At 30.7% G+C, this 12565-nt stretch carries 13 protein-coding genes; all 13 read right to left on the minus strand.

Annotation, left to right across the window (positions count from 1 at the left end):
* Nucleotides 1–124 precede the first annotated feature (124 nt).
* The 13 genes from M3610_RS12105 to M3610_RS12165 all read right to left on the minus strand — a co-directional run bounded on the left by M3610_RS12105 (nucleotide 125) and on the right by M3610_RS12165 (nucleotide 12563).
* Nucleotides 125–1144 carry a glycosyltransferase family 2 protein gene (locus M3610_RS12105; protein ID WP_251459424.1) on the minus strand — a complete coding sequence of 340 codons (1020 nt, stop codon included), beginning with the start codon at nucleotides 1142–1144 and terminating at the stop codon, nucleotides 125–127.
* Between the two features lie 177 nt (nucleotides 1145–1321).
* Nucleotides 1322–2518, minus strand: a complete 1197-nt coding sequence (locus tag M3610_RS12110; RefSeq protein WP_251459425.1) for a glycosyltransferase family 4 protein — start codon at nucleotides 2516–2518, stop codon at nucleotides 1322–1324.
* A 62-nt stretch (nucleotides 2519–2580) separates the two neighbouring features.
* On the minus strand, nucleotides 2581–3681 hold the full coding sequence (locus M3610_RS12115) for a glycosyltransferase family 4 protein (protein ID WP_251459426.1): 1101 nt from the start codon (nucleotides 3679–3681) through the stop codon (nucleotides 2581–2583).
* A gap of 258 nt (nucleotides 3682–3939) precedes the next feature.
* Nucleotides 3940–4656 (minus strand): glycosyltransferase family 32 protein, encoded by a 717-nt coding sequence (locus tag M3610_RS12120; protein WP_251459427.1) that lies wholly within the window; start codon nucleotides 4654–4656, stop codon nucleotides 3940–3942.
* Between the two features lie 8 nt (nucleotides 4657–4664).
* Nucleotides 4665–5246 (minus strand): serine acetyltransferase, encoded by a 582-nt coding sequence (locus M3610_RS12125; protein WP_251459428.1) that lies wholly within the window; start codon nucleotides 5244–5246, stop codon nucleotides 4665–4667.
* Complete coding sequence (locus tag M3610_RS12130) at nucleotides 5243–5806, minus strand: LbetaH domain-containing protein (RefSeq protein WP_251459429.1); 564 nt, start codon at nucleotides 5804–5806, stop codon at nucleotides 5243–5245. Before M3610_RS12130 ends, M3610_RS12125 begins: the two co-directional genes overlap by 4 nt.
* A 21-nt stretch (nucleotides 5807–5827) precedes the next feature.
* On the minus strand, nucleotides 5828–6865 hold the full coding sequence (locus M3610_RS12135; RefSeq protein ID WP_251459430.1) for a glycosyltransferase family 2 protein: 1038 nt from the start codon (nucleotides 6863–6865) through the stop codon (nucleotides 5828–5830).
* An 18-nt stretch (nucleotides 6866–6883) separates the two neighbouring features.
* Nucleotides 6884–8215: a hypothetical protein gene (locus M3610_RS12140; RefSeq protein ID WP_251459431.1), complete on the minus strand. Its 1332-nt coding sequence runs from the start codon at nucleotides 8213–8215 to the stop codon at nucleotides 6884–6886.
* A 346-nt stretch (nucleotides 8216–8561) separates the two neighbouring features.
* Complete coding sequence (locus M3610_RS28510) at nucleotides 8562–9629, minus strand: glycosyltransferase family 4 protein (protein WP_396953646.1); 1068 nt, start codon at nucleotides 9627–9629, stop codon at nucleotides 8562–8564.
* The gene (locus tag M3610_RS12150; protein WP_251459433.1) at nucleotides 9626–10408 is read right to left on the minus strand and encodes a hypothetical protein; all 783 of its coding nucleotides are present in this window, start codon (nucleotides 10406–10408) and stop codon (nucleotides 9626–9628) included. The genes M3610_RS28510 and M3610_RS12150 overlap by 4 nt, the downstream gene beginning before the upstream one ends.
* A gap of 12 nt (nucleotides 10409–10420) precedes the next feature.
* Nucleotides 10421–10900 carry a PssE/Cps14G family polysaccharide biosynthesis glycosyltransferase gene (gene pssE, locus M3610_RS12155; protein ID WP_251459434.1) on the minus strand — a complete coding sequence of 160 codons (480 nt, stop codon included), beginning with the start codon at nucleotides 10898–10900 and terminating at the stop codon, nucleotides 10421–10423.
* Nucleotides 10901–10958: 58 nt separating this feature from the next.
* Nucleotides 10959–11441 (minus strand): PssD/Cps14F family polysaccharide biosynthesis glycosyltransferase, encoded by a 483-nt coding sequence (pssD, locus tag M3610_RS12160; RefSeq protein WP_251459435.1) that lies wholly within the window; start codon nucleotides 11439–11441, stop codon nucleotides 10959–10961.
* A 459-nt stretch (nucleotides 11442–11900) separates the two neighbouring features.
* A complete protein-coding gene (locus M3610_RS12165; RefSeq protein WP_285851136.1) occupies nucleotides 11901–12563 on the minus strand; it encodes a sugar transferase in 663 nt (220 codons plus the stop codon).
* Between the last annotated feature and the right edge of the window lie 2 nt (nucleotides 12564–12565).

Consider the following 12565-nt stretch of genomic DNA (forward strand, 5'->3'; position numbering starts at 1 on the left):
AACTGGCTGTAGATCGAATCAACAAGCAAATGAGAGAAATGAAATTGGCTGCCTAATTTTATAAAAAATTGCATTTGATAATTCGGTCAGCCTAATAATTCAAAAAAACAATTATGAAATTAACTCAATTAATATATAATCTTTTTTTAATCCTAATCCAAAGTATAGGTATAACTACTTTATATTGTGAGTACCTAATTAAGGTTAATAAAATCTTCGATGTAATATCAACATTAAGTAGTTGACCTAAACGTTTTTTATCTAGGCAATTGCCAATTATTCTCAAATCACTAATACTCTCTCTATTTCTTTTATTTAACATATTATATTGAAAATTTTTCAACATTCCTAAAATATATAATTGATAACGAAAATTTATTTCATTTTCATATTTCTCATACAAATTTTGAGCCTTAAAAATTAAAACATAAGTTTCAAAAATTCGATAATATACTTCCCATAGATCTATAGTAGGCTTTTTATTTCTTGAAAGTGATCCTTCGTTTGTAGTCACATAATTATATAATGACATATCTGCCAGAACTATTCTATTAGCATACATATACACATTATTATTAAATACAGCATCTTCCCCAAGAGTCATAGATGAATCAAATATAATGTTATTTTCTTTAATAATTCTTGTTTTGTACATCTTATTCCACGGCACATTAAAATACATTTCCCAATTAATATCAAGGGTTTTAATTAAGAATTCTTTTTTAGAGCATACCTTATCATCTGATTGGAATATAACACGTTTACAACTATTTTCACTGATTTCTGAGTATCCAAATATTACTAAATCAACTTCCTTTGCTCCGTTAAAATTCAATATCTTTTCTAATGCACATTCATCATAATAGTCATCGCTATCTAAAAAAAGCATATATTCTCCGGTAGCACACTTTATTCCTATATTCCTCGCGGAAGATACTCCACTGTTTTTCATATGAATCACTTCAACACGTTTGTCGGTTTTCGCAAAATGATCACAGATTTCTGCACTTGAATCATTTGAACCATCATCAACCAAAATAACCTGAATATTTTGATATGTTTGTTGTAAAACACTGTTAACACATTGTTTTAAAGTATCTTCAGAATTATAAACAGGAATAATAATTGAAACTTTTTTATTCATGATTACCTCACTACTTATTTCTTAAATTAATCTTTTTATATTTCTTTACATTTTGCCAAAGTCCAGGCTTTTATAACAGCTGCCAATAAATTTCGGTAAATCACACATTGAAATAGAAATTTACAGGCTCCTTCAAAAAAGACAAAAAAATGAAGCACGTCAAAGGTGCTTTTACATTCAGATATCCATTTTTTTTTTAAAATTATAGTAATAGTTATTCTTGTGAAATTCTCTTCTTTCAATAAGATATTTATATCCATTGAATCCCATTCTTTTTCTTAATTCAGGACAATTTATATATCTATCTAAAGCAACGGTCAGTTCAGAAATCATATTCTCATTCTTACTTATTAGTAAAGCACATTGTTCATTTACAACCTCAATTAACCCACCAGATTTAGTTACAATCATTGGTATTTTCATTGCCATTGCCTCCAAGGCGACGACTCCAAATGGTTCTTCCCATTTAGATGGTATAATGATAATATCTGCTATTGATAGTATCTCTGGCATTTTTTCAGGAAAAACATAACCAGTAAATATTATATTCGGCATTTCTTTAGCTATTTCTCTTAGTGAATCAAGATAAGCATCACTATCAACTTGATTGAACCACGAACTTCCTACAATAACCAATTTTACATTCTTATTCTTTTTACAGACATGCTTATATGCCTCTAATAACTCTTTAACACCTTTATCCTTATTGATTCTGCCAGAATACATACAGACAATATCATTTTCACTAATGCTGTACTTTTGACGCAATTTATTTCTGCTTTCTATTGTAAAATTATCTAAATTAAATTGGCTTAAATCTACACTGTTATATAAAACCTGTATTTCACCGTGTTCTTTTACAGCCTTTACACGTCTTTTTAAATAATCACTGACCACTAATATTTTTTTTGAAGTATCGATAATCATTTCACAAAGTGCCTCAGTCTTTGAAATACCATCTATATCGTTATGCATATGATATATTAAATTATTTTTATTCTTTGTAAATTTATAAATAACCTCATAAAATTGCATACTATTTTCTACCAGTACCAAATCATAATCTCTTTTTCTTAATTCAATAAGAAGCTTAGTTTGTAAAGGATTAAATCTTTCCTTTTTCCTATTCAATCTAAACAGCCAATTGACAACTTTACATAAGTATTTAATTGACATTCCCAGTTTTAATTGAATTATATTACAATGCTCGTACTTTATGTCATCTAACTTACTGGATGCTACAGTATATACATCGAAGATTATACCTTCAGATTTTTCATTTCCTTCAATAATGTCCGTTGTAAGTACTTCTACAGCCCCCCCCTCTATAGCAGGTACTGGTAAAAAACCAGGACTAATAATTGCAATATTCATGTTAACCACCACTTCCTATACCTAGCTAACGATACCACGTTTATTTCTTCTTAAAAGATATACTATGAAAGTAATTCATCAAGTAACACTTCCCATATATCGGTAATTCTTGCTACTGAATATTTTTTTATATCATCTGTAGCCTCGGAACTATATTTTTCTCTTAAATTCTTTTGCTTCATTATTAATTGGAGTTTTACTGATAAGTCGATGACATCTCCATCTTTAGCCAATAATCCATCAATAGTGTCGCGTACTAATTCTCTTGGCCCGGTTTTGCAGTCAAACGAAACAATTGGAAGACCTTTAGACTTAGCTTCTAACAGTACCATCGGAAAGCCTTCATATCTAGAGGACATTGCGTAAATATTCGCTTTTTCATACCATTCACTAATATTCTGTGTACGTGGTACAAATTTAACATTTTGAAGATCCAATGATTTCGCAAGATTCTTTAACATCATTTCATCCTCACCTGAACCAACAATAGCAAGTGTCCAATTCCTTATATTTTTTTCAATTTGTTCCCATGCTTTAAGCATTAAATCAAAGCCTTTTTGATGTGTTAACCTTCCAACACATAAAACTAAATTATTTCCATGTTGTTTATGCTTTTCAATATTAAGAGGTGTTGGATTATAAATATATTGTATTTGTTCTTTATTAATCCCACCCTTTGCAATATGCGAGTTGTAATCGTATTGCGTTAACACAACAATTTTATCTGCATGCTTTTTAGCCAATTTTAAAGCATTAACTCTTTTTTTTTCTTTAAGTGTGTGCTGATAATTAAAATGTTCCCACGATATTAATTTACAATTTGTTCCCCTTTTTGCATACGTTGTATAATTTGCAAGAAGCAGATCTACATCTATCATTAAATCAATATGATTTTTTTTAATAAACCGATGGAGTTTCCAAATTGGATATGCATATGTTCTATACAATTTTCCCTCTATCTTTTTATCTAACAATGTAAATAATTTAATAGAAGGTTCTTTATAGAAAAATGTTTCTTCTCCTCCCCAAAAACTTAAAAAACAAATATCATATCCTCTTTTTGATAACTCATTAGCTATCAGCAAAGCTACTCTTTCAGTTCCACCAGAGCGAGAAATATCTCCACTTACAAAACAAATTTTTTTCTTTTTTATCTCTTCCATGTCATTCTCCATTTTCACTTTGATGAAAGCAAAAAAATTTTACCATCTTTTTCAATTACTTAGTATTAGTATTTGGTTATGCTGCCATTATAAAAATTTTTCTAACTTATAGGAATAAATAGAGAACTTATTTCCATAGCTCCTGAATCAGATAGCCAATAAAAAGCATGTATCAGCATTTTGATTGGGGATTTTTTGAAAAGTTATAAAAAGACAGTGCAATTTCTTTTACATCATTTAATGAGTCTTAGAACTTCCTCATTTTAATTTATTTTTAAGATCAACCAATTTTTCAAACTTTGAAGTTCCAATTAATCTAGCAATCCTCAATTTAATTCTATATCCAAGAGATGTCCATGAAGCATTATAATGGTGGACACTTATAGTATTTGGTGTAATTTTAATTTTCCCAGTTTCATAATTTTTGGGAGAGAAATATTCAGTCGGATAAATTTTCACGCCATCAATATCTTGCATAGAATCATCTTTTTTCAAACCCATTTGCACTAATTGTTCAGTTATATAGAAAGGACTTGGAGTAAGATTTAAGCTTCCATCTTCGTAATAAAACTGGAAATCGTTATACATGTCTCTTAAAGTCTTCATAACGAGATTCCCTGGCTCCGCTCCAAATCCCATACCTCCATTTATCCACATACCTCCCTCGAAACCCATGAAGCCTTTATTTTCTAGCAATTCATCTAAAGGCTTTATCAATTCAACATCAGTATCCATATAAATACCGCCTTCACGATAAATAATATCGAATCTCGCATAATCTGGAATAAAGCCCCATTTTTTTTCTTTATACGCTGCAGCCATATATTCGGAATTATTTATGTCATAATTAGACTCATTCCATTCAATTATTTCATAATCTGGACAATACTTTTTCCAGGTTTCAATACACATTCTATCTTTTTTAGGCAGTTCTTTACCACCAAACCAACAGTAATGAATTTTCTTAGGAATCATACTACTACTTAACTCTCCTTTTTTATCACCCTAAATGGATTTCCAATTACAGAGCAATTATCTGGAATATCTTTTGTCACTACTGAACCAGCACCTATATCAACATTATTTCCAATGTTAATGCCACCTATGACAATTGCACCTGTGTAAATATTTACGTTATTACCTATTGTGGGGCTATCAATATCCCTACCTTCTCTAGGTCTTCTACCAATCGTAACGTTCTGCCATATACTACAGTTCTTTCCAATTTTGTGTGGTTGTATTACAGTAGCATAACCATGGTAAATGCAAAGCCCGCCTTCTATACTTCCACCTATTTCTAAATCTTTCATTGGTGGAAAAAGTATTTTAAATAGTTGTTGGATAAATATATTTTTAATCCGATAAATAAAAATAGTTCTAAAAGTTCTACTGTTAATCAATAAATACGACAATTTATTATTTAAATTATTGATTCCTTTACTATAGAAGTCATAAGCATACATATCCTCTATAATATTTTTTTTATTCGATGACACGTGAAACCAAATTACGGCAAATATCGTTCTGTAAAAGTTTAAGATCGTAAATATCCTTTTTAACTTCATTGCTTTTTCACCTGTGCAGGTATACCAATTAAAGTAACTCCATCACTGTTGTAGGTTTTTACAACAACAGCCCCTGCTCCTATTTTAATGTTATTACCCAGCTGCACATCACCAATTATTTTGGCACCAACCCCTACATCAACATTATCTCCTAGTATTGGAGCAGATTTGTTTTCTCCACCATTACCTATACAATTATCACCATGTAATACACAATTCTTTCCCACTCTAACTCTCGCATTAACAACGATATTTCCACTATGCCAAATCAATAATCCTTTATCAAATGTGTTTTCTGGGATTTCAATTCCAAGTTTAGTGCCCAACTTATTCTTCTCTCTGCCATAAAACAACCACCAAATACAATGCCAAACATTTTTATTTCTGTTATTGTAATGGTATTCTGATTTTCTGAGAAGTTTCACGAACTTCCATATTTGCAAAAAAGGATCACTTAGAATCCTTTTTCTTAAATAATCATGTTTACTATAACGATTGGAACAGTAAATATTCCTTTCATAATTAAGTACATCTCTTAACTCTTTTCTGGTACTGATCATCAATTTCACCACTTTTCTGACTTATACTTTTTCACGTATTTTTGTCAAGAGTGTAATCAATGTAATATTCTTAGTTTTAATCATGTGGTTGTACACTCTAAGGACAAATTTATTTCGGTTATATGGATAGGCGTCGATAGTACTTCGTACCATATCGTCGTTTAATATTAAATTCATATTACTCTTAAAATCTCTCGACTTTTCTTTCTCATTGAAAGCAATTTCCTTTGCCAGACAACTTCTAACACGTCCTAAAAAGTATCTTTGTGTTCTCAACATGAACTTCTTAGAAGGAAGAAATTCTTTTAGACGAAAATTAATTTCATTGATCAATTTTTTATGTCTTTCGAATTCATCCTTTAAATATACTTGTGTTAACGAACCCTCATTACATCTATAAAAATATAATGAATCCTGGATAAAATAAACTCTATTTGCTTTCTGTAAATATGCTATATGGAAAATTATATCCTCTGAAATAAACTCTCTCTCAGATGGAAAACGCAGATTGTATTTCTTTATAAGTTTCATAGAGTATAAAGCATGCCATACTGACATAGATAATAATCTTTCAGTTTTTACATGTGGTTCAGAAGCAATCATTTCCAACAATACTTTTTCAATGATTTCTTCTCCAACAAATAATTCATTATTGTAATACGCTGGAAAGTCAATAATTTTATCACTGGAATAAAAACGCCTATACCCGCAATAACAAGTATCAGCATTATTTTCACTTAGTGCAGTATACAATTTTTCTATCATATTTTTATCTATGAAGTCATCCGAATCTATAAAAACTACATATTCACCATTTGCCGCATCAAGACCAGTATTTCTAGCAAAGCCTAATCCGGCATTTATTTTATGAAGTACTTTAACTCTAGAATCTCTTTTTGCTATTTCTTCGCAAATAACAGCACTATTGTCTTTTGTTCCGTCATTAACAACAATTACTTCGATATTCTCATATGTTTGAGCTAATATTGAATTCAAACAATTTCCAACATATTTTTCTACATTGTACACTGGTACTATTACACTTATTAATGGTTTCATATCTTACCCCTATTAAATTTATAAACCTACTTTTTCATTCGTAAACACGTTATTCTCCTTTTGAAGAACATACATTACCGATAAAATACAGAATATTAAGTATCCTGAACTCTCTGTTCGCAACGAGATATTATATATAAAATTAACGAAACACATGGGTATCATAATAATAATAAAAGCACCATAAAATCTATTATCATTATCTCTTGTAAAGCATTTAATTCCTTTACATAAAATTAAAATAAAAAACAATAAATAAAGTACAACTCCAATATACCCCAATTCTATAAACAAAAAAGAAGATGAGAACCACTGATAATGTAATGAATTGTAATTTAGATAGAACTGACTTTGCAAAAATGAAATTGATGAAGAATAATCTGCCGATCCCAATCCAAATCCAAATAACGAGCCAATTAGATCATTTGAAAAGAACATTTTATGCAAAATTTGAACTGCTGTAAATCTATTCAGATCTCCATCACCTACATAGCCAGAATCTCTTGATAAGTATTCCATTAAATTGGTAATAGATAGAATGCCACCCGACTTATCCGATCTGAATGTATATTCATGTATTGAATTTAGAGAAGTATTAGCATATATTAAAATAAAAGATGCACCTGCTACCAAAATAACTGATTTAAACGACGCTTTTTTACTTAGTAAAAACGCCAATGCAATTATTATGATAAACTCAATAAAAAACACCTTCAATTCGCCTATAACAGCCAAATAAAATGCTGCACTTACAATATAAGCAAATTGACTAAGTTTACACTCATTTCGTAAATATTTAAGTGCAAAATATATGCACATAATAATTAGATAAATATTTAGTGACGCACTACTACCAGATACAAATCCAAACAATCCACCCGTGTGATCTCCATCAGCTTTTAATACAAAGTATTGATATGAAGCAACCACAATATTAGGGAGAATTAGGTAATATAACATTTTTACAATTTTATCGAAGTCATTCTTTGTAATATACACTGCGCAGCTAAAGAAAAACATAAAGAATCTAAAGTAATTTCTAAACCCCCATAAATACGTTACAATTGAAGACGTATTATAAATCAGGCTAATAATAGAGAGCATTAAGAACAGAGCAATTATTGTAAGTGGCTTTATTACCTCTCTATCACATACATATCCTTTTTTTTTCTCATAGTAATGGAACGCATTAATAAATAACCAAATATTTAAAATATCCGCGATATAAATTATAAATCTAGGAAATCTTAAATCGTTAATCAAGAAACCGCTAACCATAAAAAAAGCAATAATAAAATATATTATATTAGTCTTTTTCTTTGAAATCTTAATTTTTAAATCCATACTCATCCTTTTGTTCACTTTCTGAAGTCATAATGACTACATATTTTTTGCTTAATTTAAACTCTATCTTACCTGTATAATTTTTTTACTAGTATATTCTTCTTAGGATTTAACTTAAAAATGTCTGCTTCAATTTCCACATTAAACTGACTATCTACTATTCTTTTATCAAGGCAGTATTATTTTTTATTGTATATCTATAAACAACTACGTCTAATTCTGAATAATAATAAGAAATAATGAACCAATTCTGCTCTACTCCACGTTCTAACTAAAGTTTACTTCCAATTATGAGTCAGTTTTTATTCTAATTATTTAGTCATTTTATCAATTATTGTTTTATTTCCCATGTTCAATCCTTCTCGGATAAATCAAAATACAGTTTTTTTATTAGATCAAAATACTTCCCAGCAGAAAACTTATCTTCAGCTAATCCTTTAGAAGTCTTTACCATCGCTTTATAATGTTCTTTATCAGCTACAATATTACTCATTGCTTTTGCCAAACCACTTACATCACCTGGCTCAACTAGATAACCATTCTTACCATCAACAACAGCTGAAGCGATATCGCCGACCTTTGTACTGACAACAGGAAGGCCGTAACTAATAGCTTCAAGAATAGCAATCGGTAAGCCCTCATTATATGAAGGTAGAACTAACAAATGACTCTGCTTTAATAGGTCAATCTTTTTCTGATCAACAGTCCATCCTGCGAACTCGACGCGGTCACATAGTTGCATTTCATTACATTGTCTCTTGAGGTTTTCTTCTTCGGTACCTGTACCTGCAATAACGAAGTTGATATTATTAATTCCACACTTTTTCATAAGTGAGATAGCATTCAACAAATCATGGACACCTTTTCTCTTGATTAGAACACCAAGGAACAATACTTGGAAACACTCATCACTCCAGTGAACTGTATCCTGTGGAATTCTTACTGTATTACTAATAACAACCGTCTTAGTAGATGGCTCAATTTCTTTTATTCTCTTATTCCACTCGTCACCAAGTACAATCATAGAATCACATTCTCGAAGCAGTGTCCTAATCTTAGTTTTAACCTTGTCCTCCGATTCATCATAGAACTTTTTGAACTCCGACCCATGAAGATGGATAATATCCTTCTTGCAAAATATTTTACAAAGTTTGTGAACTAAATACTTTCTGTGGAAACTGCCCTTGTAAGACATATGAATATGAAGCACTTCTGGTTTAAAGATTAAAAGTGAACACAGTATTTTCACATAAGCCAGAACAAAGTATAGTGATTTCTTGGCTGAGCTAGCTTCAATATATGTTGGAATGAATCTCATATTCACTCCGTCTATTTTCCAATCATGTTTTAACAACTGCGAAACTACACTGGTAATGCCACCCTTAACATTTGGATGATTCCCTATCATTAAGACTTTCATTTATTTATCAATTCCATATCTATTGATTTAATTAAGAACTCAGGAAAGTATTTGCTTACATCCCAGTGGTCTGTATAATTTTTAACATCTTTCGACATCGAGAGCCCACTTTTATCGAGATCACTAATCAAAAATTTTATATGCTCTTCATAAGTGTGTTCATGTTCAGAATAATGTAAATATATGGTCTGATTTTTCACTATCTCCTTATTCTCAATTTTATATTTCAACCATTTATTCAAATCATTTACACTTTCTTCAATATTTCCTTTACCGTTAATATAATCCAATATATGCATATTAGCATTACAATTCAGATAATTCCCAAGCAAGTACTGAGGAGCCCCAGCTATAATAACCGAATTTTCTACCTCTATTCCGAAATTTAATGCTGCCCATCCGCCTTTACTAGATCCACAAAAGATCACCTTTTCAGCATTGACCTTTTTAGTTATCATTTCAATCAAATGTTTAGTGGCCTTTTCAACTTGATATTCTGGAGCTACACCTAAGTAATAACACCCTCTACTATCAACTCCAAAATCATCTAGAATAAATAGCTTATTTACCTCAACATCTTTCAATGTTCTAACATAATTGTACCTAGCCTTAATACCTTTTCTTGTACATGCGCTAAAAATTACAACTATATCTTTTGAAGAAGAACATTTATCAAACATATACTTGAGAGTAACACCTTCAGCGTTGAAATAACTTTGCTTAAAAAAAGTTCTAAACTTTGTTGTAATAAATTCAATATATTTATTTAATTTCTTCACTCGAGCACTTCCTTACTCAAATCTTAAAAAATTATCAATGCTCTTGATAATTGTATTCGTATTAGACTGATATCCATTAAATTCAGTTTTCTGTAAATTTTTATAATGCTTCTCCAAATTTTCGACTTCATAGCAGGCGGAAATCATCCCCATGCCATCAAATTGTTTAAGAATCTGCGTTTGATGGTCATCCACATGCTCTCCAAACTGTGCTAATCGAGGAACTGCAATTACCTTCTTTCCTTTTTTCATGGCACCAATAATGGCCCCGGTACCTCCATGTGTTATTGCAACATTGCACTCATCCATCTTAGTAACAAACTCGTTTCTATCTAGAAATTCTTTATATTTAAAATGTTGGGGCTTATAATCGCTATACCCAATCTGAGAAAACACATCTTCTCGAATTATCCCGTCTCCTACCAACTCATCTAGCTTAATCAATAAACGGTTGAATTGAAACTTTTGTGAACCTAAAGTCACAAATATCATTTACTTTCCTCCTCGCAGAATGTATTTTCGTGAATTCATCTCTTAAATGAGTGAAAGATTAATAAATTCCACCAAGATATATGGCATTTGGATATATCTTTAACATTTCTTCCCACTGTACATAGAACTGATCAGCATACCGGTACATAAGCATACCAGTTTCAGTTGGTGATGTTACTTTTGCAAAGGACTCTATATAAATAAGCTTCTTTCTAAACAGCTTCGCGAATAGACACATTGGTATCATGGCAAGCACACCAGTACATATAACTGCGTTTGGTCTTTCTTTAATAAAAATATAGAAAGAAATTATAGAGTTCAGAAAAAGGTTCGGAATACACATCTTCTCTTTTCGGTTCACCTGTTTCACATAATAAGTCTTTACCCCTTCGGCCTGTGCTGCATATGTTGTTTTCTCTGTAATCACAAAACTATCGTATTTACTCATCAAAGGCTTAAGCATCATCAATTGTTCGTAATGTCCACCAGACGATGCTGCAAAACAGATCTTCATCCTTTTGTTACTTGATACACTTTCCATTCTTCATTAATCCTTTCTTGTATTAAAAGAAATAATAAAAACAAAATGATTTAATATTTTTCAGTAATACTGTAAAACTTATTTATCTACTGGTATAAAACGTTTAATTTCTACTATTATTAATTTCATTTATAGTCTTCTCTTCTACACATCCAAAAGTCCTGGCCACACAATGCAATTTAGTAACTTTTACCCCTTACATTAGATGACACAGATTAATGTGTTTTAAGACATTAAAAAAGGAGTACCTCCCAAATCCTTGTATTAAGTAAGTTAGAAACATACCAAGAATAAAAAGAAGGTGACTCCATATGCCTTCGCTAAATAAAGAAAGTTTTTCTTTAAACTATAAAGATATCCCCTTTTTTCAGTCTTCTAAAATCTATGATACAACTAAATTAAATTAGTTCCTGCCTGAATGCAATCCTCTAATCTGTGTTCAGATTGCATTAACTGATATTAGAATGCATCCTTTGATCCAAATAATACTAGGACGGTTTTTAATATGATTTTTAAATCATATATGAAGGAACGTTCACGGATATATTGAAGATCCAATTCCACCATTTCTTCAAACCCTACACTGTTTCTCCCACTTACTTGCCAGAGTCCTGTACAACCTGGTGTGACTAATAAGCGCTGCTTGTCATAGTCAGAGTAAACAGCAACTTCTCTAGGAAGCGGTGGACGGGGACCAACCAAACTCATATCCCCTTTTAAAACATTGAATAGTTGGGGCAATTCATCAATGCTGGTTTTTCTAATGAACTTACCAATTTTAGTGATCCTTGGGTCATCCTTCATTTTAAACATGGCACCAGATACTTCATTATGCTTTAATAGCTCTTGTAACTTTTCCTCAGCATTGGATATCATCGAACGGAATTTATACATTTTAAATTCTTTTCCATTCAGTCCAACTCTTTTCTGTGAAAACAGAATTGCTCCCTTTGGATCTTCGATTTTAATTAATATAGCAATAATAATAAAAAGGAAACCTAAAAGAATAATTCCAAATGAAGAACCAACAATATCTATTAATCTTTTTGTTAATAAATATGTTTTTCCGTTATTAACAAGTAATTCCTGGTTTTCTAAATAAGATACTTCTTGATTTGCCAGAT

This window comes from Neobacillus sp. MER 74 (genome assembly GCF_023714155.1).

What these genes read in the sequence shown, in the direction of transcription:
- pssE (WP_251459434.1), bottom strand. Translation starts at nt 10,900, where the DNA reads ATGATATTTGTGACTTTAGGTTCACAAAAGTTTCAATTCAACCGTTTA.
- M3610_RS12120 (WP_251459427.1), bottom strand. Translation starts at nt 4,656, where the DNA reads ATGATTCCTAAGAAAATTCATTACTGTTGGTTTGGTGGTAAAGAACTG.
- M3610_RS12110 (WP_251459425.1), bottom strand. Translation starts at nt 2,518, where the DNA reads ATGAATATTGCAATTATTAGTCCTGGTTTTTTACCAGTACCTGCTATA.
- M3610_RS12105 (WP_251459424.1), bottom strand. Translation starts at nt 1,144, where the DNA reads ATGAATAAAAAAGTTTCAATTATTATTCCTGTTTATAATTCTGAAGAT.
- M3610_RS12125 (WP_251459428.1), bottom strand. Translation starts at nt 5,246, where the DNA reads ATGAAGTTAAAAAGGATATTTACGATCTTAAACTTTTACAGAACGATA.
- M3610_RS12115 (WP_251459426.1), bottom strand. Translation starts at nt 3,681, where the DNA reads ATGGAAGAGATAAAAAAGAAAAAAATTTGTTTTGTAAGTGGAGATATT.
- M3610_RS12130 (WP_251459429.1), bottom strand. Translation starts at nt 5,806, where the DNA reads ATGATCAGTACCAGAAAAGAGTTAAGAGATGTACTTAATTATGAAAGG.
- M3610_RS12140 (WP_251459431.1), bottom strand. Translation starts at nt 8,215, where the DNA reads ATGAGTATGGATTTAAAAATTAAGATTTCAAAGAAAAAGACTAATATA.
- M3610_RS28510 (WP_396953646.1), bottom strand. Translation starts at nt 9,629, where the DNA reads ATGAAAGTCTTAATGATAGGGAATCATCCAAATGTTAAGGGTGGCATT.
- pssD (WP_251459435.1), bottom strand. Translation starts at nt 11,441, where the DNA reads ATGGAAAGTGTATCAAGTAACAAAAGGATGAAGATCTGTTTTGCAGCA.
- M3610_RS12135 (WP_251459430.1), bottom strand. Translation starts at nt 6,865, where the DNA reads ATGAAACCATTAATAAGTGTAATAGTACCAGTGTACAATGTAGAAAAA.